Source organism: Hungatella hominis (genome assembly GCF_014288005.1).
GTDB classification, from domain to species: Bacteria; Bacillota; Clostridia; order Lachnospirales; family Lachnospiraceae; genus Hungatella; species Hungatella effluvii.
This window is the reverse complement of sequence record NZ_JACOPB010000001.1, coordinates 748,882-775,833: the sequence shown is the minus strand read 5'-3', so window position 1 is coordinate 775,833 and position 26,952 is coordinate 748,882. Positions and strand designations below refer to the sequence as shown.

General features: G+C 51.0%; 22 protein-coding genes. 5 read left to right on the top strand and 17 right to left on the bottom strand.

What is annotated here, in order from left to right:
* Nucleotides 1-82: 82 nt before the first annotated feature.
* From H8S75_RS03570 to H8S75_RS03545, 6 genes are all read right to left on the bottom strand, one after another.
* Entirely contained in the window at nucleotides 83-988 is a 906-nt protein-coding gene (locus tag H8S75_RS03570) for an RpnC/YadD family protein (protein WP_187019361.1), read from the bottom strand.
* Nucleotides 989-1,405: 417 nt separating this feature from the next.
* Nucleotides 1,406-2,458, bottom strand: a complete 1,053-nt coding sequence (locus H8S75_RS03565) for a branched-chain amino acid aminotransferase (protein WP_349768863.1) — start codon at nucleotides 2,456-2,458, stop codon at nucleotides 1,406-1,408.
* An 81-nt stretch (nucleotides 2,459-2,539) separates the two neighbouring features.
* On the bottom strand, nucleotides 2,540-3,451 hold the full coding sequence (locus H8S75_RS03560) for an acetamidase/formamidase family protein (protein WP_187019360.1): 912 nt from the start codon (nucleotides 3,449-3,451) through the stop codon (nucleotides 2,540-2,542).
* 21 nt (nucleotides 3,452-3,472) lie between these two features.
* Entirely contained in the window at nucleotides 3,473-4,834 is a 1,362-nt protein-coding gene (locus H8S75_RS03555; protein ID WP_187019358.1) for an MATE family efflux transporter, read from the bottom strand.
* Between the two features lie 139 nt (nucleotides 4,835-4,973).
* Complete coding sequence (locus tag H8S75_RS03550; protein ID WP_002603662.1) at nucleotides 4,974-5,393, bottom strand: VOC family protein; 420 nt, start codon at nucleotides 5,391-5,393, stop codon at nucleotides 4,974-4,976.
* Nucleotides 5,394-5,452: 59 nt separating this feature from the next.
* Nucleotides 5,453-6,724 carry a hypothetical protein gene (locus H8S75_RS03545; protein ID WP_187019356.1) on the bottom strand — a complete coding sequence of 424 codons (1,272 nt, stop codon included), beginning with the start codon at nucleotides 6,722-6,724 and terminating at the stop codon, nucleotides 5,453-5,455.
* 139 nt (nucleotides 6,725-6,863) lie between these two features.
* Between H8S75_RS03545 and H8S75_RS03540 the strand changes: the two genes are divergently transcribed.
* The gene (locus tag H8S75_RS03540; RefSeq protein WP_187019354.1) at nucleotides 6,864-8,153 is read left to right on the top strand and encodes an alkyl/aryl-sulfatase; all 1,290 of its coding nucleotides are present in this window, start codon (nucleotides 6,864-6,866) and stop codon (nucleotides 8,151-8,153) included.
* A 103-nt stretch (nucleotides 8,154-8,256) separates the two neighbouring features.
* Here H8S75_RS03540 and H8S75_RS03535 read toward each other — a convergent pair whose 3' ends face one another.
* From H8S75_RS03535 to H8S75_RS03505, 7 genes are all read right to left on the bottom strand, one after another.
* Nucleotides 8,257-9,060, bottom strand: a complete 804-nt coding sequence (locus H8S75_RS03535) for a histidine phosphatase family protein (protein ID WP_187019353.1) — start codon at nucleotides 9,058-9,060, stop codon at nucleotides 8,257-8,259.
* A 380-nt stretch (nucleotides 9,061-9,440) separates the two neighbouring features.
* A complete protein-coding gene (locus H8S75_RS03530; protein ID WP_187019351.1) occupies nucleotides 9,441-9,953 on the bottom strand; it encodes a hypothetical protein in 513 nt (170 codons plus the stop codon).
* Between the two features lie 231 nt (nucleotides 9,954-10,184).
* Nucleotides 10,185-12,002: a beta-glucuronidase gene (gene uidA / locus H8S75_RS03525; protein WP_187019349.1), complete on the bottom strand. Its 1,818-nt coding sequence runs from the start codon at nucleotides 12,000-12,002 to the stop codon at nucleotides 10,185-10,187.
* 103 nt (nucleotides 12,003-12,105) lie between these two features.
* Nucleotides 12,106-13,605, bottom strand: coding sequence for a carboxylesterase family protein (locus H8S75_RS03520; RefSeq protein ID WP_187019348.1), 1,500 nt, complete (start codon nucleotides 13,603-13,605; stop codon nucleotides 12,106-12,108).
* Nucleotides 13,602-14,438 carry a creatininase family protein gene (locus H8S75_RS03515; protein WP_187019633.1) on the bottom strand — a complete coding sequence of 279 codons (837 nt, stop codon included), beginning with the start codon at nucleotides 14,436-14,438 and terminating at the stop codon, nucleotides 13,602-13,604. Before H8S75_RS03515 ends, H8S75_RS03520 begins: the two co-directional genes overlap by 4 nt.
* 11 nt (nucleotides 14,439-14,449) lie before the next feature.
* On the bottom strand, nucleotides 14,450-15,385 hold the full coding sequence (locus H8S75_RS03510; RefSeq protein ID WP_187019346.1) for an amidohydrolase family protein: 936 nt from the start codon (nucleotides 15,383-15,385) through the stop codon (nucleotides 14,450-14,452).
* Nucleotides 15,386-15,402: 17 nt separating this feature from the next.
* Nucleotides 15,403-16,785 carry an MFS transporter gene (locus H8S75_RS03505; RefSeq protein ID WP_187019344.1) on the bottom strand — a complete coding sequence of 461 codons (1,383 nt, stop codon included), beginning with the start codon at nucleotides 16,783-16,785 and terminating at the stop codon, nucleotides 15,403-15,405.
* Between the two features lie 198 nt (nucleotides 16,786-16,983).
* Between H8S75_RS03505 and H8S75_RS03500 the strand changes: the two genes are divergently transcribed.
* Entirely contained in the window at nucleotides 16,984-17,847 is an 864-nt protein-coding gene (locus H8S75_RS03500) for an AraC family transcriptional regulator (protein WP_187019342.1), read from the top strand.
* Nucleotides 17,848-18,120: 273 nt separating this feature from the next.
* Nucleotides 18,121-18,999, top strand: coding sequence for a hypothetical protein (locus tag H8S75_RS03495; protein ID WP_187019341.1), 879 nt, complete (start codon nucleotides 18,121-18,123; stop codon nucleotides 18,997-18,999).
* A gap of 116 nt (nucleotides 19,000-19,115) precedes the next feature.
* On the opposite strand, the gene fucO is transcribed toward H8S75_RS03495, so the two are convergent.
* Nucleotides 19,116-20,264: a lactaldehyde reductase gene (fucO, locus tag H8S75_RS03490; RefSeq protein WP_002603646.1), complete on the bottom strand. Its 1,149-nt coding sequence runs from the start codon at nucleotides 20,262-20,264 to the stop codon at nucleotides 19,116-19,118.
* A 205-nt stretch (nucleotides 20,265-20,469) separates the two neighbouring features.
* Entirely contained in the window at nucleotides 20,470-21,039 is a 570-nt protein-coding gene (locus H8S75_RS03485) for a TetR/AcrR family transcriptional regulator C-terminal domain-containing protein (RefSeq protein WP_187019339.1), read from the bottom strand.
* 225 nt (nucleotides 21,040-21,264) lie between these two features.
* Between H8S75_RS03485 and H8S75_RS03480 the strand changes: the two genes are divergently transcribed.
* Nucleotides 21,265-21,948 carry a CatA-like O-acetyltransferase gene (locus H8S75_RS03480; protein ID WP_187019337.1) on the top strand — a complete coding sequence of 228 codons (684 nt, stop codon included), beginning with the start codon at nucleotides 21,265-21,267 and terminating at the stop codon, nucleotides 21,946-21,948.
* Here the strand turns inward: H8S75_RS03480 and H8S75_RS03475 are convergent.
* Both H8S75_RS03475 and H8S75_RS03470 read right to left on the bottom strand, forming a co-directional pair.
* Nucleotides 21,930-24,566 carry a cation-translocating P-type ATPase gene (locus H8S75_RS03475; protein WP_187019335.1) on the bottom strand — a complete coding sequence of 879 codons (2,637 nt, stop codon included), beginning with the start codon at nucleotides 24,564-24,566 and terminating at the stop codon, nucleotides 21,930-21,932. The two genes, H8S75_RS03480 and H8S75_RS03475, sit on opposite strands and share 19 nt — an antisense overlap.
* Before the next feature lie 51 nt (nucleotides 24,567-24,617).
* A complete protein-coding gene (locus H8S75_RS03470) occupies nucleotides 24,618-25,301 on the bottom strand; it encodes a YoaK family protein (protein WP_038257988.1) in 684 nt (227 codons plus the stop codon).
* Nucleotides 25,302-25,478: 177 nt separating this feature from the next.
* On the opposite strand from H8S75_RS03470, the gene H8S75_RS03465 reads away from it, so the two are divergent.
* Nucleotides 25,479-26,927 (top strand): MATE family efflux transporter, encoded by a 1,449-nt coding sequence (locus H8S75_RS03465; RefSeq protein ID WP_187019334.1) that lies wholly within the window; start codon nucleotides 25,479-25,481, stop codon nucleotides 26,925-26,927.
* Nucleotides 26,928-26,952: the final 25 nt, after the last annotated feature.

Below are 26,952 nucleotides of genomic sequence, written 5' to 3'. Positions count from 1 at the left end.
ACAAAAGGAGCTGCCCACTGATTACCCAGCGAGGCAAGCTCCATCAAAACTTGTCTGTTCCGGTTCTTTTATTCTGTTCCCATTATTTTGCTGCTTCCCATTCCCGATGCCATTCCGCCACCAGACTGCTGTCTTCTCCGCATATCGAGGCAGCTTCCTCCGCGCTAATACCTTTGGCAAACAGATTGACTGCTACTTCATGCGCTTTCTCTAAGGTACCTTCCGCTCTGCCCTCTTTTCTGCCTTCTTCTTTACCTTCCCTGCGGCTCAACTCCTTTTCATCGGCAATATGCCGCTGCTCATCATATTCCGTCAACAGCACCTCGAACACCTCCGCTCTGTGGATCGACAAAAATTCCGCCAGTACTCCATCCCGGATACAGGAATCCATCACGTCCTCAACCGCCGTCCCGAGCGCCGTTCCATCCTTCGTCCTCTCCCTGATACGCGCCACGAATTCCGCATACTCCCTGAGTGTTGAACACTGCTTCATCAGCCCCTCATTATGTCCGCGATTAATATTCATCATAATCGCCTTAAACTCCATACACGGCTCCAGTTCTGAATGAACGCGGGAAAATGCATCCGAAAGCTTCAGTTCGATGCAATCCGGTTCCTCCTTCAGACCGTTATAGAACACATAAAACTGAGGAATCGGAAGCGTAATCAGCCTGCTTCCGTAGAGATTAAGTTCATTCTGCTCAATGTACCTTCTGTATTCCTCTACAATATAGAGTGTTCCGCGAACCGGCATATTAGGATTCCAGGTCGACTGGTGCTCCCAGAGATTTAAAACATCATCAATCAAAAATGCGAGATCATTCTTCATCTTCATGTAGATTACATCAACCAGCGTATTAATCTCAAGCTCTTCAGGATTGGTATACTCTGAGTGACTGATCGCGTTATACAGGGAAAGCAGTTCCTCTTTCCGGTTAAATACCATTCGAAATAATCTGTCTTTGTATTTCTTATTCACTTTTACCATATTCCTTACCTCCATTATACTGAAACCAGTTGTACTTTTCAACAGATTTTTTAACCATTACCATAGAGGCCCCTAATATCCGATACCCTGCGAAAGCCTGCATCCAGTAACGATAAACAGACCACTCCCTTTCTTTTATTCAATTTCTGACCCCAATTCTATATTCCCTGTGAACGCTTCGGCCGAACAGCCATGATGCCAGTAACTGGCATTAGATATCCAGATATAAATGGAAATTAATAAAACAACTATACCATAATCTCAAACAAAAGGCAATCCAAAAGCCTTATCGAACCTTCCTGAATCCAGTCATGTTGTAACAGTTCAGAAGGCTCATCTTCTTGACCGAAAAATCCGGTCAAGAAGATGAGCCTTCTGGGTGGTCCGGGGAGCAGGAGGGACGGGAGAACGAACGGCTTATTCAATCACATGAATCCACCCTTCCGGCGCCTCAATTCTTCCCATCTGAATCCCGGTCAATGTATCATACAGCTTCTTCGTCACTTCTCCCATCTCGCTCATACCGCTCGGCAGGCAGATTTCTCTCTCATGATCCACAATCTTGCCCACCGGGGAGATAACGGCCGCAGTACCACACAGTCCGCATTCCGCGAAGTCCTTCACCTCTTCCAAAAGCACTTCTCTCTCTTCCACTTCCAGACCCAGATAGTCCTTAGCAACCACCATCAGGGAACGGCGTGTAATCGACGGAAGAATGCTTTCAGACTTCGGAATAACCACCTTCTTATCTTTAGTCACGAACAGGAAGTTGGCTCCGCCTGTCTCCTCCACCTTCGTTCTCGTTGCGGGGTCTAAATACATATTCTCATCAAATCCGGCTCGGTGGGCTTCCATGATCGCATGTAAGCTCATGGCATAGTTTAAACCTGCCTTGATATGGCCTGTGCCGTGGGGAGCCGCACGGTCGAAATCGCTGACACAGATGGTAAGCGGTTTCACGCCGCCCTTGAAGTAAGGACCTACCGGTGTGGTAAGAATCCTGAACTGGTATTCATCCGCCGGCTTCACTCCAATAACCGGATTGCTTCCAAACATATACGGTCTGACATAGAGCGTCGCTCCGCTTCCAAATGGCGGCACGTAGGCGGCATTGGCCGCCACTGCCTTCGTAACGGCCTCCACGAAACGCTCCTTCGGGAATACCGGCATCTCAAGCCTTCTGGCGGAATTCTCCATACGCTCTCCGTTTAAGTCCGGGCGGAAGGTTACGATACGGCCCTCCTCGGTAGTATATGCTTTCAAGCCCTCAAAAATCGTCTGCGCATACTGCAGAACACCTGCACACTCATTTAATACAATATTTGCATCATCGGTCAGAGTACCCTCATCCCAAGCTCCGTCTTTAAAATTGGATACATATCTTTTATCTGTCTGTATATATCCAAATCCTAAATTTCCCCAGTCGATGTTCTTCTTTTCCATGCGTATCTTCCTCTTTCCCTCGTTGATTTGTTTCCTGATTCATTTTTAATTCAATTCTTAATTTTTTTCATTATTATACTTTTCCATATAAAAGTCAAGACATTTTCCTCAGGAACCAAAGATCGAATAAAAGCCATAACTCTGAGTTATATAACGAGGCAGTTCCATTCTAACGGTTTTCATCGGATTCACGGTCTGGCAGATGATCAGATTGCCTGTCATCGTCAGAAGCATGCCGGCATCCGAAACATCCATTCCAATCTTTTCTCTCATGAAATCATACATTTGTCTCGTCGCGGCCCGCCAGGCGCCTTCCACATCTTCCGCCGATGCGATGGTGATCAGACGGTCCTCTGTCTCGATCATGGGATATGGGACGCAGTACTCGTTCCGCACCACATCGACGCGAACCGTAGCCCGGCCTTCGATCTCCAGGCCGCAGTCCTCCACTTCCCCGTCGCCCATGATGGCGTGGAAATCACCCATGGACAGAAGGCCGCCCTCGGCAAAGACAGGAAGATACAGCACGGCGCCCTTCTTGATCTGGGTGCAGTCCATATTTCCGCCGTGATCCATGGGAGTTACGGTAGAAACGCCCTCTCCCGCCGGCGCCACACCGATCACGCCGATCATCGGCTCCACCGGTATTTCCACTTTGCCGTCGTAGTATGCCTTTCCATCTTTGACAGGAACGCGTTTTAATACCTTTTTCGGAAAATCCGACCTCTCGCTTCCGCTGTTCGGCCCCAGCATCACAATGCCGACAGGTCCCAGCTCGATATCCAGAATCTCGATCTTAAGCATGTCTCCCGGCATCGCTCCCTCAATGTACAGAGGGCCGGTGGCCGGATTCCCCGGTTTTCTCACCACATTTTCAAAGGTGGCCTCCTCCGGCAGGAACTGGTTCGTAAAGCAGTCATACGTTTCAAATACCACCGTCTCTCCCGCCTGAATGGAAGCACAGGCTGCATTGTCCTTTGAGAGCACGTTCGTTATAAATTCTTTCGTTATCACTTTCATCTCTATTCTCCCTGACCCTGTTTATTTTTTCTTACCGCTGAGCTCCGGCCACACCGTAATCAGCATCGTGATGAAGCAGGCCGCCCCGCCGATAAAGTTGGACACCGGTTCCGCCATGAGCACGCCGTCCGTTCCCAGTCCAAACATCAGAGGAAGGACCAGCATAAGCGGTATCACGATGATCACTTTCCTGAAAATCGAGAAGAACACCGCATTCTTCGCTTTTCCCAGCGCCACAAACACGGATTGACCGGCGAACTGAAGCGACATCATGAAAAAACCGAAATAGTAGATCCGCATGGCCGGAATTCCTTCCCTGACCAGATCCGCGTCCTGATTGAAGATGCGGATAAAGAATTCAGGAAAGCCATGGACAAACAGCCACATGACCGTCGTATAGGCGATGGAGACCACCGAAATGAACACAATGGCCCGTTTCACCCGCTTATACTCTCCCGCCCCGTAATTGAACCCCATCACCGGCTGCGCGCTGTTCGTCAGGCCATTAACCGGCATGGAAATGATTTCCCGGACAGAGTTGATCACGGTCATGATCCCTACGTACAGATCCCCGCCGTAATGCTGCAGTGACGCATTGTACATGATCTGTACCGAGCTGTTGGTGATCGCCATGGTAAAGCCCGACATGCCGAGGGCCACGATGTTCTTCACCCGCTCCTTCTGCAGCCGGAACGCCGAAGTTTTCAGCCTTAAAATCGCCTTCCCGCCCGTCAGAAACTTTACGATCCAGAGGGCAGACAGAAACTGGGACAGTATCGTGGCAAGCGCCGCCCCTCTTACTCCCATATGAAAGGTAAAGATAAAGATGGGGTCCAGAATAATGTTGGCGACCGCTCCGAGGAGCACGGTCATCATGCCGATGGTACCGAACCCCTGCGAGTTGATGAAGCTGTTCATCCCCAGACCGATCATCACGAAAATACTTCCGAGAAGATAGATGCTTATGTACTGATCCGCATACGGATACGTGTTGTCACTGGCCCCGAACAGATAGAGCATGGGCTTTTTGAGGGCCAGTCCCACCACAGTCAGCCCGATTCCGAATATTACCATCAGGACGAAGGAGTTGCCCATGATCATCTCCGCCTCCTCCTTATTGCCGCGGCCGCGTTCGATGGAGCACAGCGGTGCCCCACCCATGCCAAATAAATTGGCGAACGCGATAACCATGGAAATAATGGGCAGACAGAGCCCCAGGCCGGTTAAAGCCAGCGTGGCATTCTCCGGAATCCGCCCGATATAGATCCGGTCGATAATATTATAGAGTACATTGATCAGCTGGGCCATGGTCATAGGGACCGCCAGCTTCATGATATTTGATACGATACTGCCTTTTGAAAAATCATTTGCTGTGTCTGACATGGTGTTTCAATCCTTTTACCTGTAACATTTCTATCTATCATATCACTAACCGCCGCATTTGCAAAGTTCTTTATCCCCTGCTGCCGGCAGGCGTTCCCGGTCAGTGTTCCCGGTCAGTGCTCCTGATCTGCACTCCCGGTCAGTGCTCTCTCAGGACATTGATCTGCCATCCGATGCCGTACCGGTCCGTCACCATACCGAAACAGCTGCTCCATGCTGTCTCCGAGAGCTCCATCTCTGCCTTACCGCCTTCCTTCAGATGCCCGAAGATCTTCCTGGCCGTCTCCTCGTCCTCCGGCATGAGAGCGATCGTAATGTGGTTTCCCTGTTCATACGGCATACCCGGAAATGTATCGGAAAACATCAGTTTCTTTCCCTTCACAGTGATCTCCGTATGCATAATCAGCTTCTTCGCCTCCTCCGGCATCGGCCATGCGGGATTCTCCCCGCTCTCCCCGAAGGTCAGAAACTTCGGCTGCTCCGCTCCGAACGCCTTCGCATAAAATTCCACCGCCTCCCGGCAGCTTCCGTTAAAACGGATATAGGGTGTAAATTCCATCCTGTGTTCCTCCTTGGATTCTAAGATGGAATTAGTATAACCGGATATCCATTTCTTTATCATTTTTCCAGATTTGCCTCCGGTGAGTGGGACATGCTCCGAAAGAACGCTTCCGCCCATTCGTCCTCCCTGTGTTCACAGGAAGCCGTTATCAGTGCGATCTGATATCCGCCTGCCACTTCCCCCACATACTGGCTGCACGGACCGTCCGTCTCATGCTCTGTGGTTCCGGCAAACGCAAACCGGTATGCTAAGCAGCCATTCTCTCCGCTTATCGGTTCTCCCTCTGCGCCGTCGAAAATCCGCTCCGTGATCTCCGGGCTCTCCTCTCTGCTTTTTAACGCCGTAATCCGGATCGCATGCCAGTCCTCCTCCAGACCGTCATACCATAAATGAGAATTGCTGTCCTCATCGTATTCATAGAGATAGGAGCCCGGAACCACAAAGGTCATGGTGCCGATCTTATCCCGCACATTCCCGCGCCTGTAGCCGATGGGATAATCCGGTTCATACACCGGCACATCCGAAACAGCCTCCGGCTCTCTTCCATTTAGCCGGCAGAGCAGGATGTATTCCTCCGTTGGAAATGGAAGGCACCGGTCTAAGAGAAGGGCTTTTTCCAGATTATCAATGATACGGTCATTCATCCGTTTATCCCGCTCGCTCCTGCTGCCCGGCATGAAACAGCACTCTTCCCACATCAGGCTGAGAGCCGTGTTTCTGTAATATCCCGCATCTCTTCCCGGCTCATTCCAGATGAAAAATTCCTTTGCCAAGGGCTCAATCCCCTCATTTTCCACCCAGCCCAGCATTTTCTGGATTGAGAACCGGCCGAAGGGAGTGAACACGGTGCCAGGAACCTCCTCCGGCGTGTACTGATCCAGATCCCAGCAGAGACCGAAGGACACGGCATCCGGCCATTTTTCTTCCCGCTCCTGGCATACCGCAACCAGGTTTTTCAGCCATCCGTAAAAATGTTCGTCTCTCATCCGTTCAAAATCATGGTCAACCCCATAGCCGGTCTCATCATCCAGGATAAATTCCAGATCCGTCTCTCTGGCAAGCTCCTCCACGAAGTGAACCGCCGCGGCGTGAAATCCCGCTCCCGCCAGACTGGAGGTGCACTCTCCATAGACCATCTGCGCCGGAATTTCCCCGTCCAGCCCGGAGCTGAACTGAAAAAACACATCTCCCAGCCGGCAGAATCCCACACGCATACAGTCTTCCTCCTGCCGTACCTCATACCGCTTCTCCTCTCCCAGCATCCGGATCATCTGCTTCACAAACCGTTTATCTTGAACCACTGCCTGACACGTAAATCCTACACTCATACTTTTTTCCTTTCCCTTCGATCACTGGTTATAGCCGCTCCTTCTGTACTACTGTTCATTATACTCAGGGAAGCAGTCATTTGTAAAGTATTTGGAATTGTGGTAAAATGAGAAAAAACAAATGCTGGGAGGGATATACTTGTTAAGTAATGATGCTGAAGCAAGATTAAAAGAATTCAATGATACTGCGTTTCCGAAAAAGATGATAACAATCACCGACCGCGTCCGTATCGCAGTCGGCTGGGGGCACAGCAACTGTATTATCGTAGAAGGGGATACGTCCCTGATTCTGGTCGATACCCTGGATTCAGATGCCAGAGCCGCACGCCTGAAGGATGAGCTGTCCCGTCTGACGGATAAACCCGTGAAGACTATTATTTTCACCCACGGCCATCCGGATCACCGGGGCGGCTGTAGCGCGTTCCGGGACACGGTGGAGGAGATCATCGCCTTCGCGCCCCAAAAGGCCGTATTAAAGGGGACAGAACGAATTAATCCAATCTTAAACAAAAGGACCTTCCGTCAGTTCGGCTATGGACTGACCGACGAAGAGCTCATTACCCAGGGTCTGGGGATCCGGGAAGGCCACGCCATCGGTGACGGCGTCTACTCGTTTCTTCCTCCCACCACACTTTATACAGAAGATTCCGTCACGCGCACCATCGATGGAGTTGCCTTCGAGATGGTATCCGCGGTCGGCGAAACGGACGACCAGATCTTTCTCTGGCTTCCGGAGGAGCGAATCATGTGCTGCGGCGACAATTACTACGGCTGCTGGCCCAATCTCTATGCCATCCGCGGCGGACAGTACCGCGACATAGCCGCCTGGGTGGACAGCCTGGAACGTATCATGAGTTATCCGGCCGAGGCCCTGCTTCCAGGCCACATGCTTCCGGTCCTGGGACACGACCGGATCACAGAGGTCCTCGGTAATTTTAAGGAGGCCATCCGCTACATCCTGGATGAGACTCTCGCCTGCATCAGTCAGGGGCTTTCCCAGGACGAAACCGCCGCCCGGGTGGTTCTTCCTGAAACCTACCGCAGCCTGCCGTATCTGCAGGAGTATTACGGCACAGTACAGTGGTCTGTGCGCGCCATCTATCAGGGATATGTGGGATGGTTTGACGGCAATCCGTCCAATTTAAACCGTACCGCACCGGAGAAATATTCCCGCAATCTGATAAAACTGGCCGGCGGTGAGCAGGCCATTTCAACAGCTGTCAAAACGGCTCTGGAGGAATCGGAATTCCAGTGGGCTTCCGAGCTCTGCGACCTTCTTCTTGGCGCCGGAGACATCGTATCCGAAGAGGAGAAAACAAACGCCCGCCGTTGGAAGGCCGAAAGTCTGAGACAACTCGCCGGACTGGAAACCAGCGCGAACGGCCGCCACTATTATCTCAGCTGTGCAAAAGAGCTGGATAAGGAATAGGCTCCGTTAAACTTTGAAGTGCTCTTTATAGTAAGTGAAAAAGGATAGGGAAAATACGGTCAATCGCCGTCTTTCCTATCCTTTTCTACCCTCTTGCTGATCTCTATTCTTCTATATAACTCATATCATTTACTGATTCCACGGTAAACGTTCCGTTGTCATAGATAATTTTTGTGATGGAGGCATTTCCCAGTTCTCCCGCTGCTGCATCCGGGTCGATGGCAGCAACTGCTGCTGAAATGGCCATCCCATGTGAAACCACCAAAACCTGTTTCTGCCCGCGCTCTGCGGCCTCACCCGCGATCTCACGGATTCCTTCCATTACCCGCTTCTGTGCAGTTTCCCACGTCTCCGCGGTTTTGCTCTCATCGGTTTTCGCCATTGCAGTTACCGCTTCTTCTATTTTCAGCTTGCCTCCCATGACCGCTCCCATCATAGCGTCCACACTGTCATAGCCCAGTGCCTTTGCAGCCGATGTGTATGCTTCCGCCGGCATGGCACCCTCGTAAATTCCGTAGCACACCTCCCGGACTTTGGGATTTCTCTGTAAGGATACCTCCGGCTGTCCATTATTCTTCAGGATCAGCTCTGCCGTTTCCATTGCTCTGCCGCTGTCACTTGTATAAACCGCATCAAAAGTAATTTCGGCTTTTTTTAACCCGCGTCCCAGTTTTTCAGCCACCGCCGCGCCATCCTCCGTAAGCGGAGAATCACACCAGCCCTGCATACGCCCTGTCGTATTGAGCATGGTCTTCCCGTGCCGCGTCAAATACAGGGTCACCGGTGCCGGCTCCATGGCCTGCGCCTCGGTCTGTTCTTTCTCCGGTGCCTTCGCACAGCCTGTCAGGGCCGTTGATACGCATAAAATCCCCGCCATCATAATTGCCATCACTCTTCTTTGTCTCATTTTTCTCTCCTCCGTTGTTTATTGTACTTATTCGGTCTGGTCAGAATCCTACCACCCCTGGTTCTATCTCATTGTAATCATTTTTCCAGGCACGATCTACGCATATCTTAACCAAATCATACACGGAAATTGACTCTTTCGGTCCTGTCAACGGATTCACGGAGGCGCAGGCAGACAACAAAAAAATGACTGCATCCCGCTGCTGAACGGAATACGGCCATTCGTATCGGATCGACGCCTTATACCAATGAGTCGAAGCAATTATAATTATCAGACTCGCTCGGCATATAAGTCGAAATTAAAAAGCCACTCGCCTCCTCTTTTACTGCAGCATCCTGTTTTGCTGCTTCAAACTGTATGATTTTTCCAGTGGTTCACATTTAAAAATCTTTAATGCCATTTGCCTTGAGGGTTTCATAAGTACACAGACAAATGTCCGGTGTATACGCAAGAGAGGTTGTTTTGTCTGTAATTTCATAGAGATCAAAAATCATATCTGGGATTCCATCTTGAAACTGTATCAGGCTGTTTTCATGATGTCCATGACTCGCGTGAGGAAAGGGCTGCGTTTTGTAAGCCGAAAAGAAAGCGAGTACAGTTGTCTTACATCGCAAGATGGAATCGGGTATGATGATACCCCGGCACATACGAGCAATTGCTTCATATTCCTGACCGATTGGTATATCTGCATAAGCATGAGCATGATGAAAATACAGACTGTTAGCCGCAAATTTATTTCTTTGAAAATTTGCGGCTAACTGAGGATCTACACGATATTCAACACAGTTCGTTTCTATTTCAGGAATCAGTTTATCCTGTGTATAGTCTATGGAGAATCTTGCCATAAGTATCAATTTGCGATCTTTCATTTTAGAATTTTCTACAGATAACATATTCTTTCACGCCTTCCCCCATACACCGTATTTTCCGCCTAAGGCGAACAGACACATAACCAGTACAGCATTGCGTAATTAATGATGAATAGAGTGCTTGCTCTATTCACTGTTAATTGCACAATGCTGTACCAGCCTCTTCATTCTAATATTTGTACATAGAAATGTCAAACAGCTGATTTCATGGTTTTTTCTGATTCGAAAAGGAATTTTATCACCACTGTATCTTTACTATTTTTTATATCCAAATTCCGGAATCTTCGTCCAGCGGTTGCGGAGGTAATGGGCGACCAGCTTCGGCTTTCTGTCTCTTGTGAAGATTCCCTTTTTGTTGCCCTGCACCCGGAGAAGGCTCTGGCTGGTGGCAAAATCGGCAAAGTTCCATACCTGCTCGCCTACGAAATTCTCCAGGGAGTCCGCTACCTCGTGATTGACCTTATAGTACTCTACCTGATACTCCTCCGTGTACATCACCGGAGTCGTGTCGTGAAAGCCGCTTACTGTGTCCGCTCCGTATTCTGTATACATGAACGGTTTACCGAGGGAATTCCAAAAGGTCAGCTCTTCCCGGCACAGCTCCTTTGCCATGTCTAAATCGCCGCCGCAGGCATACCAGCCGTAATAGCGGTTTAAGCAGAAGACGTCGCTCAGTTGGATGGTGCAGTCCTCCTTGTAATTAGGCATCTGGACACTGACGATGGTGCAGGGACGTTTCTGAGGATCGGTCTCCCTTGCCAGATCGTATAACGGTTTAAAGTAAGCGTAGGCGCCAGGTCCGCCGGAATCGGCCTCGTTGGCAATACTCCACATGACAACACAGGCGTGATTCTTGTCACGCAGAATCATATCGCGGACTACGTCCATATGATGTTCGTGCGTCCGGATTCCGCCATCTTCCGGCGGATCAAAGGTGTTGACCCGCTTACCGTCCTTGAAGTTTGCGCCGCCTCCAAAATTCAAATGAACTCCGACTGCCGGTGTCTCGTCGATCACCACGATTCCCTCTTCATCACACAGACGCATCATCTCTTCACTGTACGGATAATGGCTCGTGCGGAAGCTGTTGGCTCCCTGCCACTTCATCAGGGAAATATCCTTCGTGTTCATAGGCATGTTAAGCCCTCGGCCGGCCGGGAACGTGTCCTCGTGTTTGCCGTAGCCCTTGAAATAGAACGGACGGCCGTTGATCAGGAATTTTCCGCCTTCCGTCTTTACAGTGCGGACACCGTAAGGAAGGGAGTAGACATCCTCACCGAAGGTCACTCTCACCTCATATAAATAGGCGCAGAGCGGCTGCCACAGGACAACATCGGAAATCTCCAGGGTACCGTCGGTTCCTTCCGCTTCCGCCGCCAGCCTGCCGTCCTTCGTATATACGGCGATCTTCGCTGTTGCTTCTCCCGCGGTCTCAAGGTGGTAGGCAATACGCGCTGTCGTATTATCCACCTCCGCGTTTAAGAAGATGTCCTGTACATACGCAGCCGGAGTCGTATAAAGCTTGACAGGGCGGGTAATTCCACAGTAATTAAAGAAGTCGAAGTTGGGATTGTTTCTCTTTCTGGAGGTCCTTCCTCCTCCCATTCCCATTAAGTCTCCCATACCGCTGCCCGACTCGCTGCCGACCGGAAGGGTGGTATGGTCGATTCGGTTGTCCACCGCCACCGTCAGGAGATTCTCCCCTTCTCTCAGATACTCGTTGATCTGTACCTCGAACGGGAGGAAGCCTCCCTTATGCTCTGCGATCAGTTCACCGTTTAGATAAACCTTCGCAATGTGTGTAACTGCGGCAAAGCGCAGAACCAGACGCTGACCCGTCATGTAGGACGGCACCGCCAGCGTTCTCTGGTAGAAGCACCAGCCGTAATGGTCACGGAACGCTTCTCCCTCTTTTAAATCATTGTAAGACGCCGGAACGGGCATAGTCATTGCTGCCTCCAGTGGCCGTTCATACCATTTTTCTTCAAATCCCCGGCCTTCATCCAGTTTAAATGCCCAGACGCCGCTTAAATCCATCAGTCCCCTTGACTGCGTTAAAATTGGATATAACATGTCCCATACACTCTCCTTTTATTGTTCTGTTATCAGTATAACAGATTTCCCGCCAACACTGCTAGGACAGTTTTGACGGGAATCCGGACAATTTTTAGGTTATTTACTCACCAACCGAAGGTTTCGTTCGCATGGTATGGTTCAGCTTCGCAATGGAGACGTATCCCATTGCCACGGTTTTATCACCGAAACGCATGACACGGTTCTGGCCTTTTTTCATAGGCAGCCATTGGGGAAGGCCGCCGCCGTTGGGATCTCCGGTGCGGATAAAATTGGAAAAGCAGCGCACCATACAGTCTGAAAGTTCGCGGTCCCAGGCCTCAAACGGACGCCAGTTGTTTTCCAGCGTACCGAATTCATACCACAAATCCGCGGAATGCCAGGCGCCCCGGTCATCCCCCGGCAGCTGCCTGTCAAAGAAGAATGCGTAGGAGGGGCATCTTCCCAGGTCAGACTGCAGTCTTGCCCATCCCTTTGCCATCTTATGTACAATCGGAGGAACGATATCCTCACTGGTAGAGCCCATGAGATAAGGGATCTCGTGAGCCCCGCCGTTTCTGACGATTTCCATGGCCGGCTCCGGCAAAAACGCACCGTCCACAATCGGGCCGCAGACCATGGCCACGTCGGGGCGCTCCTTCGACAGCGCGTTAAATACTTCAAAGATTACAGCGGGCTCTGCCTCCCTCATACCCTTTCCGCTCGCTTCGGTCACCCTGCGGTCCAACTCACGCCAGAAGGGTTCCACATCCTTCAAAGACGCGGCGGCGGCAAATCCTTCCGTCACACCGCCACCGCTCATCATTATGGCTCCGCAGATGCTGCCTTTCGTCAGCGGGGAGAGGCAGTGCTGCTGCACGCTCATGGCGCCGGCCGACTGTCCCATCAGGGTGATCCGGTCCGGATTGCCGCCAAACGCGGCGATATTGCGGCGGACCCATGATAAGGCCGCCATCTGGTCGTACATGGCGTAATTGCCGGCGTGCCCCGTTTCAGCCTTCCACTCTTCCATGCAGGCAAATCCAAGTGGTCCCAGCCGGTAGTTGATCGTCACCACAAGGATTCCCTGACGGCAGTAGGCCGCGCCGTCAAAATGTTTCTCATGGCCGCATCCGCCCTTGAATCCGCCTCCGTGAATATATAACAGAACCGGTGCGTTCTCCGGCTCCAGCGGCGTCCAGATGTTTAGGAACAGGCAGTCCTCGCTGTAGGTGTAGGACTCTCCCTCCCGGAATTCATGGTAATAAAATGCCTTTTCCGGCACCTTTTCCTCATCATAGAACGCTCTCGGCTGATAAGAACAGTTTCCGAACCGGTCGGCCTCATAGATGCCGTCCCAGTGCGTCACCTCCTCAGGGTACTGGAAACGTTTCGCATTTGCATAGCGGATTCCTTTATAGACAATGCAGTCTCCCTTTGCGGAGACAGTTCCTCTCACAGTTCCGCACGGTGTCCCGATCAGCTTAGACGATTCGCCGGACTCCGTCTGTATCTCTGATTTCTTCATTTCCTGTTTCATTTCTTTCACAATTTCTTTCTCAATTATCTTTTCTATTTCTTTCCCGATTTCCTTCTCTGTTTCTTTCTCGATTTCGTCCGTCATCTCTTCTGCCCGCCTGCGGCCGGAATCCAGGGATACCGCTCCATAACCTCCTGTTCAAAGGCTTCCAAAGACCTAATTTCCTCTGTAATGGTTCTCATATCCAGGCGCTTTACGATCTCATTGATCAGCATCTCCCCTTCGTCCGCCAGTTCTTTTCTCCTGGCCGCGTCAGGAATCGCAGGCGTACTCATATGATCCTTCGCGTCGCCAAAGCAGTAGCCGATGCTGCCGCTCTGGTAAGCCAGGCTGAACAGATGGTCAAACGGCTTCGTCGTCTGTGGCTCCTGATGGCAGTATCCCGTGGTAAACGGAACATCCTCCAGACGGCCCATCATCTGGTACGCGCCGACTGTGATGGCATGAAAACTGTCCATTGTCTTGAATAAATCCCGCGCACTCTGGAACATCTGCATCGTCAGATCCATATAAAGAATCGGGACGCCAGTCTCATCGAAGAAATCCCGGATCATCGGACAGCAGGTCATATGGGCGGGGCCGTGAAAGCTGACGTAAATCTGGCGCTTGAAGCCCTGACGGAGAAGACTTCTCGCAATCGCTCCCAGATAGTCGATGCCTTCCCGCACGCTGACCTGAGTCGTTCCGCGTCCGATGGCCGTGGCACCGGCGTAGAAATACGGCAGTCCCGTCAGCACCAGCCCGTCGGCCGCCTCTGCCATCCGGAGAGCGAATGCCTCGCTGATTACCGTTTCGCTGTCAAGGGGCAGTCCCCCGTGGAGTTCCACCGTTCCCACCGGAACAATGATGACATCGTTGCGTGTCAGATACGTTTCTGCCTCGTCATTCAGCATCCGGGGCAGAATCCTCGTTCTCATTTCCTCCATCCCTAATCTCCTTTCACCATCTTCTCTTCTGTTTTCTCATCGGTCTTTTCTTCCGCATTTACAGCCAGCTTCCGGCCCAGCCCAAAGATACGTTTTGCATTGCCGCTCACAATGGCCTGACAGGCGGAGATGGAAAGCGCTCCCTCCTCCACCTTCTGATCCAGCCATCCGCCCAGCGGAAATTCCATGTCCACATTTACCATGTCCGTTCCAAACATCAGCCGGTCCTTCCAGGCCTCCAGAAACGCCAGACCGAACGCCTCATCCCGCATCATGGCGCATCCGCCGCTGTTGGCCGACAAATCTCCATACAAATTCGGATATTTTTCGAACAGCTGACCCAGCCGGCCGCCGGGCGTCACCGGCCCTTTTCCCCACTCATACCGCTCTTCCCGGGATATCCCCGCGCCGCCCGATATCTCGTGCCAGAATGGCTGGCTGTGGCCAATAAATATCAGCTTTGGGTACTTATTTAAAGCCCGTTCCAGAAGGGGCAGCCCCGGCTCATCCACCACACCGTACTGGAAGCCTTCCTCCGGGCTCATATGGAACAGCACCGGCAGGCCAAGAGCTTCCGCCGCCTGAAATACCGCCTCTAAAAACGGATGATCCAGTCTGTGGTTGACAGCCAGTTCTCCGACACCGACGGCGCCCTCTTCCCGGTACTGCTTTAACCTCTCGTATACCGTCTCTGGTTCCGTCTCATCCAGGCCGCACATCCAGGCATACCGGTCCGGATACTGTTCCGCGATTCTTCTGCACGAAGCGTTGGAGCCAAACATCGCCTGTTTCTCGCCCGACGACATGATGATTCCAAACCCGATTCCAAGCTCATCCAGATGCGGCAGCATTTCCGCACCGCTGGATATCTTCATTCCCAGCCCGTCGGGAATCGGACGTTCACTCAAATGAAGATGAATATCGATCTTTTTTTCCATTCCGCATCTCCTCACTCCTATGCCTGATTCTCGCCCTCATCTCTCCGTTTCTTCAGTACCGCGTACATTTCCGTCGTCTTCTTGTTGGTCAGGTTATATACGAGTCCGATGCCCAGAAGCTCCAGCACGCAGGTCGCTACCGGAATAAAGGTGCAGAGGGAACGAATATGACCGGCGACAGCGGCAGTCTGTGCCTCAATACCGGAAATATAGCCGATCGCGCCCAGTGAGAAGGAAGCGATGGTGGATGCCAGCGTGGAACCGATCTTTCTGGAGAATGTGTAGATGGAGTAAAGGCTTCCGTCGCTGCGCTCTCCGGTCTGGTACTCATGGTAATCGATACAGTCCGTAACAAACGCCCAGATCAGCATGGTAAATGCCGTCTGTCCGCTGGTCGCCAGGGTGTTGATCACCAGGAATAGGTACACGTTCTGAATCGGCATCATAAACAGAATCAGGGAAATCACAAGGTTGTAACCGGAGCATACTAAAATGACATTGCGTTTTCCGTATTTCTGGCTCAGCTTCGGGATCAGCGGGAAGAATACCAGCATAATCGGAATACTGATTAAGGACACCAGCGTCAGCACCTGCGGCGCATGGTAGAATTCTTTGTAAAGGTAGCTTCCCAGCTGGCTGTTGCCGGTGATGAACAGAAGGCTTCCTACCGTTGCCAGCATAACGCCCAGCATCGGACGGTTCTTAAATACACTCTTTAACACCTTGCCGTAATTGAACTTCTCGCCTTCCACCTTCGGCTGACGAACGCGCTCTGTGGTAAAATGCAGCAGCAGGCAGTAGCAGATCATGGATAAGATTCCGAATACCACCGCTACCTTGAAGAAACCACTCGGCACGACTTCGCCCGCTTTGTTGAATACGAACTGAGGAACCAGTGAAATGGCTCCGATTCCGACGATTGTGCCGCCGATGGAACGGGCTCTGGAAAGCTTCGTTCTCTCAATCGGGTCATTGGTCACAACAGAGGCCATGGAGCCAAATGGCATGGAAGTTCCGGTATAGCTCATTCCGTATACGATGTAAGCGAATACGACCCAGACGTGTTTCGCCAGGGAACCCCAGCTGCTGACATCAGCAAAACACAGCAGGCCGGATATAGCCAGCGGAATCATTGCAATCTTAATGTAGGGTTTGAATTTGTCCCCACTCTTTCCTATCTGCCATCTGTCCGGAAAGGAACCGATCATCGGATCGTTAAATGCATCCCACAGCCTTGCAAACAGAAACATACTTCCCATCCACGCTGCCTTGATTCCCAGCACATACGTACAGAATGTGAGGAAAAATGCATCGACATACAGGTTCACAAAGCTGCCCGCCATATCACCGCATACATATCCGATCTGGTCTCTGATTCCAAATTTTCGTATCTCTTTCATAAAACCTCTCCTTTTCTCCCCATAAGACTTGAAATTCTTATGTTCATTTGTTATAGTTCTATTATATTGTGTAGTTTTAGCAATTTAAATTGCGCATCTTGCATTATACATTGTAATTCTTGCAAATAAGTTATGAGGTTTTATTTATTTTCAATAATATTCTTTCAACTTTTTATGCATTTTAACCATGGAGGTCCTATGATTAATTTTTGGAAAGAAATACAGATGGAGGATTCCTGTACGGAAATCCGCATTCAGACCAATACAGACAATACCGGCCATGTTTTCCTGCACAGCCATACATTTTATGAGATCCTGCTTTGCAAAAGCGGCAATATCCAGTATCTTTTAGGGGACAAGCGCTTTCGCATCCAACAGGGGGATATTCTGCTCATTCCGCCCGGAGTCAGTCACCAGCCGCTCTTTCCGGAGCCGCTTAAGGAACCGTATTCCCGGTACGTCATCTGGATCAACGCCGCCTACTGGCATCAGCAGTGCGAGGAATTTCCGGATCTGAATTTTGCCTTTGAACAGTGTCAGAAGCGCGGGAGCTATCTTCTGCGCTCCACCCGGGCGACGTGGTCAGGGCTTTTTTCCGCTGCTTCCGCTGCCTTAAAGGAGACGGAGGAGCAGAAGCTGGGCTGGGGATACTGCACCCGGACCGCAGTAATCAGCCTCATGGCCCACATAAGCCGCACCTATTACTATCAGGATCTGCAGATGCCGGCCGCGGAAAAAAGCGTTTTGGTGGATGATTTATTCCGCTACATTGACGAACACTTAAGGGAGAAGATCACGCTGGAAGGGACGGCGAAGCATTTTCTCGTAAGCCCCTCCACCATCTCCCACACCTTTCAGAAGAACATGCAGGTGTCCTTCCATCACTGCGTGATCCAGCGCCGCCTGATCGCGGCCAAAAACGGAATCCTGTCCGGAGTCCCGCTCCAGGAAATATGGGAGAGCTGCGGTTTTCCAGACTATTCTTCCTTCTACCGTTCCTTTAAGAAGGAGTATGGCATATCGCCGCGGGAATTTAAGAATTTCCATCGCCATGATGCGTAGAAGCATTATTGCGAAGATGCGTGCTGAAGCTTACCATTTATTCAGGTAAATAATACTTGACTTTTCCGTACGTCTGTCATATGATTATCCTATCCCATTTCCGCATTCTGCCGGAAGATGGTGATGTTCTGAATATCTCAAACAACATCAGAAAATTATCCCTGAAATCATGAAAAACCGGACTAAAGGCAGGTGATGCGATTTGATAATTTAAGGACGGAACTCTTGAAACTGTCCGTTTATTTACGTATAATAAAAGGAGAAAAAAAAGAAATGGAAGAAATCGCATATCAGAACAAGGATATTACATCCAAGCTGATGGCAAAAACCTTAAAAGGAAAAAGTCTCTCCGCTTTCGGACTTCCGGAGCTAAAGATTGTGGATATCCTGCCTACGAACCTGCCCGTCATCGAAAGCAATGAATTGAGGCTGGACAATTTATTCCTGTTAAGCGACGGTTCTTTAGCCATCATCGACTATGAATCCTCCTTCAGCAGAGAAAACTTCGTAAAATATCTCAATTACATTGCCAGAGTCATCCGCCGTTTTGCAATTCGCAGGGAACTGAAAGATTTAAAGCAGCTCAAGATGGTTGTCATCTATACGGCCGATGTGGAGCGTGCAGAAGAACGGTATGATTTAGGAGGCCTGATCCTGGTCGTGGAATCCGCCTACTTAATCCATTTAGACGGCAGTCAGATCTACGACCGCCTGAAGAACAAAATCGACGCCGGAGAAAAACTGACGGAAGAAGAATTGATGGAACTGATGATTCTGCCGCTGACCGTAAAAGGAAAAAAGCGCAAGCAGGAAACGATTGAAAAAGCCGTAAATCTCGGTAAACGACTGCCTGACAGGGAGGGCCAGCTGAAGGTAATAGCCGGAATCCTGACCTTTACAGACAAAATCATTGACCGGGTATACGCGAAAAAACTGGAGGAGGAGATGCAGATGACATTAGTCGGACAGATGTTGATGGAGGAAGGGTATCAACGGGGGAAGGAAAAAGGCATCCAGGTCTTTATTCAGGATAATATTTCCGAAAACATCCCGAAACAGCGTATTATTCAAAAGCTGCAGGCCAATTTTTCGTTAATGGAAGAAGAGGCCATAAACTATTACACCATTTTTTCAAAGCAGACACAAAACTAACATACAATCCATAAAAAGAGCCGTTTCATCAATGACTTTTCATCGATGAAACGGCATCTCCGCTCTATTAATCTTCTCTTACACTGCAGTTTGTCCGAACTCCCGTCCGGCCGATCTTACATCAGGCTCTTATACAGCGCAATAATGTCTTCCAGACTCGCATCCTTAGGATTTCCAGGTGCGCATGCATCTGCTACAGCGGACTCAGCCAGGAACTGAATATCCTCTTCCTTAACTATAGCCGTTAAGTCAGCCGGAATTCCAACGTCCTGGGACAGCTTCTTAACTGCCTCAACTGCCGCTTTGCGGTACTCTTCCACGGTCATGGTCTCTGTTCCCTCTACACCCATGGCCTTAGCGATGGCGCGGAACTTCTCACCCGTAGCATCTGCATTGTATTCCATAATGGTCGGAAGCAGGATGGCATTGGCAACACCGTGCGGTGTGTCGTATACGGCGCCCAGGGCGTGAGCCATGGAATGAACGATGCCAAGTCCGCAGTTAGAGAATCCCATACCGGTTAAGTACTGGCCCAGAGCCATGCCTTCACGGCCTTCCGGCTTATTCTCAACCGCATCTCTTAAGCTGGAAGCGATCTTTTCAATCGCCTTTAAGTTGAACATGTCTGTGATCTCATTGGCTCCCTTTGTGGTATAGCCCTCGATCGCATGGGTCAGCGCATCCATACCTGTGGAAGCAGTTAATCCCTTCGGCATGCTGGACATCATCTCCGGATCAACGAAAGCGACAACCGGAATATCGTGTGTATCAACACAGACGAATTTGCGTTTCTTCTCAACGTCGGTAATTACATAGTTGATGGTAACTTCTGCCGCCGTACCCGCTGTCGTCGGAACAGCCAGAATCGGAACACACGGATTCTTGGTCGGAGCCACGCCCTCTAAGCTTCTGACATCGGCAAACTCTGGATTCGTGATGATGATGCCTACGGCCTTGGAGGTATCCATGGAGGAACCGCCGCCGATAGCGATAATATAGTCTGCACCGGATTTCTTAAATGCCTCAACACCGGTCTGTACGTTTTCTATGGTTGGGTTTGGTTTGATGTTGGAATAAACCTCGTAGTCCATTCCATTCTCTTCCAGAATCTTTGTCACCTTCGCTGTTACGCCGAATTTTACCAGATCAGGATCGGATGCAACAAATGCCTTATGGAACCCTCTCTTTGTTACCTCTCCCGGAATTTCATTAATTGCACCTGCACCGTGATACGATGTTTCATTCAAAACGATTCTGTTTGCCATGATAACCTCTCCTTTTCCTATCTTTTATGGGTCTTATGGATACCATTTACTTTCTGTTATTATTTTAACAAAACCAATCAAAAAAATAAAGTTACAATCCCCTTCGTTTGTAACAAATGTTACAAATCCCGCAAACTGTAACTTTATTTCTATACAATATCAATACTTCCTATACCAACAGCCAGGCAACGCCCTCCGATCCACATTATACGAGCCCGGCCTCCTGAAACACAGCTGAAAGCCGCGGCGGCATGGCTTCCACCAGGCTGGCCGCCATCTCTCCCGGGGTCTGCTTCATGCCGCCCAGGACCCATTTCACAGTCATATAGACGGATCCGCGGCAGTACATCTCCAGCAAAAACTGAATCTCCTCCTCCAGAGGCTTATGGGTCTTACGCGTGATCAGTTCCCTATAGAACCCCATAATCAGTTCAAAATCGTGTTCCTTCAGGGAGTTGTAATCATCCGAACGGAAGGCCTCGGTAAAGAACACCTTCTCCTTCTTGATAAATTCAAACTTCTCCTCCAGGCTCTGGCAGACCGTTTTCTCCACGCCGATCCGGGCAAAGGATTCCAGCACCAGCTTATCGAAGTACCAGTTGATCAAGTCATACTTGTCCTTAAAATTCCTGTAAAAGGTCTGACGCGTCATATCACAGCCATCCACGATGTTCTGAACCGTGATTTTATCCACTGGCGTCGTCATCATGCACTGCTTGACAGAGTCTGCCAGCCGGTATTTTGTTTTCTCATTCTTACTTACATAAGCCGTCATTCTATGCTCCTGTATCGTTTATTCACACGAAGGCAGCAGGCCAGACGGGCATGTCCATGTGGCCACTGCCGTGAGTGTCTGACTTCTTTTGTGTGCAGGGTTTTCTTCATCCTACCATAAAACACTGAATTTTTCAAATGGAACAGGGATAACAGCGGCAGTCTACGGAGCGTTGATTGTATTTTCATTGGAAGTCCCTATAATAGAGGAAAAGGAGGTATCACAATGGATCAAACTGTTAAATTTACACCGCTTGACATGCAGACATGGCCGAGAGGGCAGATGTTTTACTATTTCTCGAAAATGGCTCCGACCGGATATTCCCTGACCGTCGATCTCGATGTTACGGCGATGAGAACAGCTCTGAAGCATGCCGGTATCAAGTTCTTCCCGGCTTACTTATGGCTCGTCACCAGGACGCTTCAAATGCAGAAGGAATTCAAATTAGCCGAACTGGACGGGCAGGTTGGCTGCTTCGACACACTCACACCGCTTTACGCGGCCTTTCATGAGGATGATAAGACCTTTTCCTTTATGTGGACGGAGTACACAGATGATTTCATAGCGTTTTATCAGTCCTACCTGGACAACCAGAGGAGGTACGGCGGCAGTCACGGCGTCCTGGCTCAAGCCAGGCAGACACCTCCCGCCAATGCCTATACCATTTCCTGTGTTCCCTGGGTGTCATTTAAGCATTTTTCGGTTCACTCCTATGAGAATAAGCCGTACTATCTTCCGTCCGTTGAGGCAGGAAGATTCTATGAAAAAGACGGCAGAATTATGATGCCTCTCTCCATTACCTGCCATCACGCGGCGACTGACGGATACCATATCAATCGCTTTCTGGAAACCCTGCAGTCCGAAGCGGAGGCATTTGCAGAGGATGTTCCTCATTTCCGCCTTCTCTGAAGCCATTTCGTCCCTTCCACAAACGGAACAATGCAGAAGGCCAGTCCGATTGCCACCGCATACTCGGTCAGGGAAATGTGTTCAAATTCAAACGCATCGGACAGGAACGGGACGTAGATGACAACGGTCGTGCACAGAAAGGAAGCCGCCATGGACAGCCACAGCCACGGATTATGATGTTTTAACGTAAATACCGACTGATTCAGAGACCGCATGTTGAAGGAGTGAAATATCTCCGTCATGGACAGAGTCAGAAACGCCATGGTCATGCCATCCGCACTGTTCGTAATCTCCCACACGCCCGCCTCCAGATAATGGCCGATCAGATACGAAGCCAGGGTGATTACGGTCACCGCAATTCCCTGAACCACCACATTCAGTCCGACCCCGCCTGAGAAAATCCCTTCCTTCGGGCTGCGGGGCGGCCGGTTCATAACGTCCTTTTCCGGCTCCTCCATACCCAGTGCCAGCGCAGGAAAGCAGTCGGTAATCAGATTGATCCAGAGGAGGTGGACCGGCTTCAGGATGACAAAGCCGAGAAGCGTCGCAAAAAAGATGGACAGCACCTCTGATAAATTGGATGACAGGAGAAACTGTATGGACTTTCGAATGTTATCGTATATTCTCCGCCCCTCTCCCACCGCGGAGACAATCGTGGCAAAATTATCGTCCGCCAGCACCATATCCGCCACATTCTTCGTCACATCGGTTCCGGTAATTCCCATTCCCACACCGATATCGGCATTCTTGATGGAAGGCGCGTCGTTAACTCCGTCTCCCGTCATGGCGGTAATACAGCCTTTCTCTCTCCACCCATTTACGATTCTCACCTTGTGCTCCGGCTGGACCCTGGCGTAAACGGAATACTTTTCAATCTCATTGCCGAAGTCCTCATCAGATATCTCGTCGAGACCAGCGCCTGTGATGGCCTGTTCCGTTGATATGATGATGCCAAGCTGCATGGCGATGGCCACCGCCGTGTCTTTATGATCGCCGGTAATCATAATAGGACGGATTCCGGCTCTGCGGCACTCTTCGATGGCAGGCAGCACCTCGGGGCGCACCGGGTCGATCATCCCGGTGAGACCGAGGAAACAGAGCTTCTGCTCCAGCTCTCCGGCCTCCCATCCGTCGGGGCGGGCCGTGTACTCTCTCGCAGCCGCCGCAAGGACACGGAGAGCCCGGTCGGCCAGCGATTTATTGGCAAGGAGAATTCTTTCCCTGTCCTCCTCACGCAGCGGAACGGCCTTTCCATCCGACAGTATGTGAGTACAGCGTTTCAGAACCTCATCCGGAGCGCCTTTCGTGAACTGAATAACGGTTCCATCCGCCTTTACGTGTACGGTCGACATCATCTTCCGCATGGAATCGAAGGGTGCCTCACCGATCCGCACATACTCCTGTTTTAAGAGGTTCTGGTTAAGTCCTGCGGACCATGCGTAGGCTGCGAGAGCCGCCTCGGTGGGTTCTCCCTCCGCCTCATTCTTATCGTTTAAATGAGCGTCGTTGCAGAGTGCCATGGCCGCCGCCAGTGCCGTCTCGTCGGATCCGGTGTGTTCTACGACGGTCATCCGGTTCTGCGTCAGCGTTCCCGTTTTGTCGGAACAGATGATCTGGGTGCACCCAAGAGTCTCCACGGCCGTCAGCTTCCGGATGACAGCATGTTTCCTGGACATGTTGGTGACGCCGATGGAGAGCACGATGGTGACAACGGCCGCCAGTCCTTCCGGTATGGCAGCCACTGCCAGACTCACGGCGATCATAAACGTATCCATGACCGTATGCCCGGAAATGGCCGGATAGGCGCGCAGTAAGCTGACTGCAAATATAATCACGCAGATGGTGAGCACCAGCACGCTGAGAATTCGGCTCAGCTGGGAAAGCTTTCCCTGAAGCGGCGTCTCATTATCCTTTGCCTGAGTCAGGGCATCCGCGATCTTCCCCATCTCCGTATCCATGCCGGTGCCTGTCACGACCGCGGCTCCGCGGCCATATACGACCGTGCTTCCCATGTAGACCATGTTCTTCCTGTCGCCCAGTGGAATGTCCTTCGTCCCCTCCTCCAGGAAAAGAACGCGTTCCGTCTTGAGAACCGGCACCGACTCCCCGGTCAGGGCGGCTTCTTCCACCTTCATGCTGGCGCATTCCAGAAGCCTGCCGTCTGCCGGCACCGCATCTCCGGCCTCCAGGACGATGATATCGCCGCGCACAAGCTCCTCGCTCCGGATCGTCTGCTGCTTACCGTCCCGCATTACTTTGGAAGTGGCCGCCGCAATCTCCTGCAGGGCAGCTATGGCTTTCTCAGCCTTGCTCTCCTGCGCCACTCCCAGCACCGCATTGATGAGAACGACGATCATAATAATGATCACATCCGCAAACGATTCTCCCGCATAGACCGCCGTCATTCCAGAGACCATTGCTGCCGCAATCAGAATGATGATCATCGGATCGGCCAGCTGACTCAAAAAACGCCTCCAAAGCGGAACCGGCTTCGCCTCCTCCAGCTTATTCTTTCCATCTGCCATAAGTCTGCCGGCCGCTTCCTCTCCACTCAGGCCTGTCCGTTTCGTATTCAGTTTTTTCAGAACTTCCTCCGAAGTATCCAAATATCCCTTCATCACAGCACCTCCTGCCATTCATCCGGTTGTAATAGGGAATCCGCTCCGCTGTTAATCCAGACCTCGCTCGCCCTCGATATCTTCTTTAATAAACATAATACAGAAGCAGACAAACAGAAAACCACAGGATATCCAGATCGTCCGCTCCTCAAACAGGGAAGTCATGAAGCTTCCAAGCGCTGCGCCGATACCAAAGACGAGAATTACGCCGTAATACCGGAGACATTTTTCCAGACAGCCCTTTTCCTTCGTATGGCGGTAGCGGTACAGCATCTCCGTCGCGCTCCGCAGATTGCCGATGCACATCGTGCTGGCATAGGCGCTTCCCTTCATCTTCCGGAACGCCTCCACCTGCATGGCGCAGACAAAGGACACCAGAATATTGGCCGCCATGTTCATGGACTGCGGGAGAAATCCCACCACAAACAGGAGCAGTATCTCCAGCACCACCACGATCTGGCGCCAGTGCAGCTTCCCGTACTCCCGGTAGATACCGCGTATGACCTCCGATATGTAGATTCCGCCCGCAAAGGCCAGCACCGGCACCAGGTACCGGAAGGCATCCGTAAAGTCTCCGTTCATCGCATTGTGTCCCAGTAAAATGATATTCCCCGTCTGGGCGTTGGCAAAAACCTTCCCGCGGGTGTAATACGTATAAGCATCCTGAAATCCACCGGACAGAGTCAGAAAGATACCGGTCGACATCGCTTCCGACATTTGACCATGTCGTTTCATCCAGACATCACCATCCCTTCGGCCTATACTATAGCACAAAGGAACCGGTCATGTCAAAAAAACCGTACTATTTTGATGATTGGTCATGAAATTCGTAGATTTCCAAAGCCCCCGGCTATATGCTTATATACAGATCCATCGGAAGCAATGGCATATACATCAAAGGAGGAACGATTCATGTCCAGGCAATTGTTACCAAAGGCGGTGCTCTCCGCAAAAGACCAGCATTTCCGGGAATTTGCCCTCCACGACAACATGTGGAAGGTCGTTCTCTACGTCGGAACGCCGCTGGCCCTGTACCAGAGTTTAAATCAGCTCTTTAAAATCTTTGACTCTATGATGGCGGCCCATATCAGCGCCGGCTCCGTGTCCGCCGTGGCCTATTTATCCCAGATCAGCCTGATGCTGTCAGCCCTGGGAGGCGGCCTCGCCATGGGGTCCAGTCTGAAAATAAGCGAAGCCTACGGTGCCGGTGATTTCGATCTGGTAAAGAAACGGGTCAGCACGCTGTTCGCCATGTGCGCGGTCTTAGGCGCCGTCATTCTGGCTCTGCTGGTTCCCTTCACGCCGTGGTTTCTAAGGCTTGCCCGGACGCCGGATGCCTTTATCTCGGAAGGGACTCTGTACTTTCGGCTGGAGCTCTTTGGCATGGTCATCAGCTTCTTTAACAACATTTATATCGCCATTGAGCGGGCCCGTGGAAATTCCGGCAGAATTCTCCGCCTGAATATGGCCGTTATCGCCATTAAGATGTCCTCTACCGCCCTGTTCGTCTATGGATTTCAGTGCGGAATCAGCATGATTTCCACGGCTACAATCCTTTCCCAGCTGTTTTTGCTGGCTGCGGCTGTGCGAAACATGAATCAAAAGGACAACGCATTCGGCTTTTCCATGACAGCGGTCTCCTTAAAGCCCGCTGTCACATTTCCCATGATCGGACTCTCCATTCCGGTCATTGCAGAGAAGATGGCCTTCTCCTTCGGCAAGGTTATCATCAATTCCATGAGTACGATCTACAGCGCGCTGACCGTGGGAGCGCTGGGAATCTCCAACAACATCGGCGGCATCACCACCATGCCCCAGAATGGCTTCCAGGAAGGCGGATCGGCCATTATCAGCCAGAGTGTGGGCGCAGGAAAGCCCCGCCGCGCGCTGAAGGCCTTTGGATGCGTTCTCGCTGTCAACCTGGTGATCGGTATCGTGCTCATGTCCTGCTCGCTGTATTTTCTGGATACGCTCAGCCATCTCTTTGCCGGCAATGATCCGTCGTTTCAAAAGATGATTATCTCCATCTACCGCTTCGAGGCGCTGGGGGCGATTCCGCTGGGCGTCACCGCGTCCGTCATGGCCCTGTTGTATGGCTTCGGAAAGACGAAACTGACGCTGGCCATCAACTTCTGCCGCGTCTTCGTCTTCCGGGTTCCCGTGCTCTGGTTTCTGCAGAGTTTTACTTCCATGGGAAGCTTAAGCGTCGGGGTCGTCATGGCCGTCAGCAACATTGCCACCGGCGTCTTCGCCTTAATCATCGGTGTGTATGAGATTGTGCGTATCTGCCGCCGTTACGAAATCCCACTGTCTGCCCCATTTCCTTTCTCCGGTTTTCAGAAAGCCTGGGGGAAATCTTAAGCAAATCGTAATGGCCTTTTTTTCA

Coding starts and splice junctions, on each gene's coding strand:
- H8S75_RS03520 (WP_187019348.1), bottom strand. CDS start 13,605: ATGACGGACGAAATCGAGAAAGAAACAGAGAAGGAAATCGGGAAAGAA.
- H8S75_RS03475 (WP_187019335.1), bottom strand. CDS start 24,566: ATGAAGGGATATTTGGATACTTCGGAGGAAGTTCTGAAAAAACTGAAT.
- H8S75_RS03495 (WP_187019341.1), top strand. CDS start 18,121: ATGGAAGAAATCGCATATCAGAACAAGGATATTACATCCAAGCTGATG.
- H8S75_RS03465 (WP_187019334.1), top strand. CDS start 25,479: ATGTCCAGGCAATTGTTACCAAAGGCGGTGCTCTCCGCAAAAGACCAG.
- H8S75_RS03530 (WP_187019351.1), bottom strand. CDS start 9,953: ATGTTATCTGTAGAAAATTCTAAAATGAAAGATCGCAAATTGATACTT.
- H8S75_RS03505 (WP_187019344.1), bottom strand. CDS start 16,785: ATGAAAGAGATACGAAAATTTGGAATCAGAGACCAGATCGGATATGTA.
- H8S75_RS03470 (WP_038257988.1), bottom strand. CDS start 25,301: ATGAAACGACATGGTCAAATGTCGGAAGCGATGTCGACCGGTATCTTT.
- fucO (WP_002603646.1), bottom strand. CDS start 20,264: ATGGCAAACAGAATCGTTTTGAATGAAACATCGTATCACGGTGCAGGT.
- H8S75_RS03545 (WP_187019356.1), bottom strand. CDS start 6,724: ATGAGTGTAGGATTTACGTGTCAGGCAGTGGTTCAAGATAAACGGTTT.
- H8S75_RS03570 (WP_187019361.1), bottom strand. CDS start 988: ATGGTAAAAGTGAATAAGAAATACAAAGACAGATTATTTCGAATGGTA.
- H8S75_RS03515 (WP_187019633.1), bottom strand. CDS start 14,438: ATGAGAACGAGGATTCTGCCCCGGATGCTGAATGACGAGGCAGAAACG.
- H8S75_RS03480 (WP_187019337.1), top strand. CDS start 21,265: ATGGATCAAACTGTTAAATTTACACCGCTTGACATGCAGACATGGCCG.
- H8S75_RS03500 (WP_187019342.1), top strand. CDS start 16,984: ATGATTAATTTTTGGAAAGAAATACAGATGGAGGATTCCTGTACGGAA.
- H8S75_RS03550 (WP_002603662.1), bottom strand. CDS start 5,393: ATGGAATTTACACCCTATATCCGTTTTAACGGAAGCTGCCGGGAGGCG.
- H8S75_RS03535 (WP_187019353.1), bottom strand. CDS start 9,060: ATGAGACAAAGAAGAGTGATGGCAATTATGATGGCGGGGATTTTATGC.
- H8S75_RS03560 (WP_187019360.1), bottom strand. CDS start 3,451: ATGAAAGTGATAACGAAAGAATTTATAACGAACGTGCTCTCAAAGGAC.
- H8S75_RS03555 (WP_187019358.1), bottom strand. CDS start 4,834: ATGTCAGACACAGCAAATGATTTTTCAAAAGGCAGTATCGTATCAAAT.
- uidA (WP_187019349.1), bottom strand. CDS start 12,002: ATGTTATATCCAATTTTAACGCAGTCAAGGGGACTGATGGATTTAAGC.
- H8S75_RS03485 (WP_187019339.1), bottom strand. CDS start 21,039: ATGACGGCTTATGTAAGTAAGAATGAGAAAACAAAATACCGGCTGGCA.
- H8S75_RS03510 (WP_187019346.1), bottom strand. CDS start 15,385: ATGGAAAAAAAGATCGATATTCATCTTCATTTGAGTGAACGTCCGATT.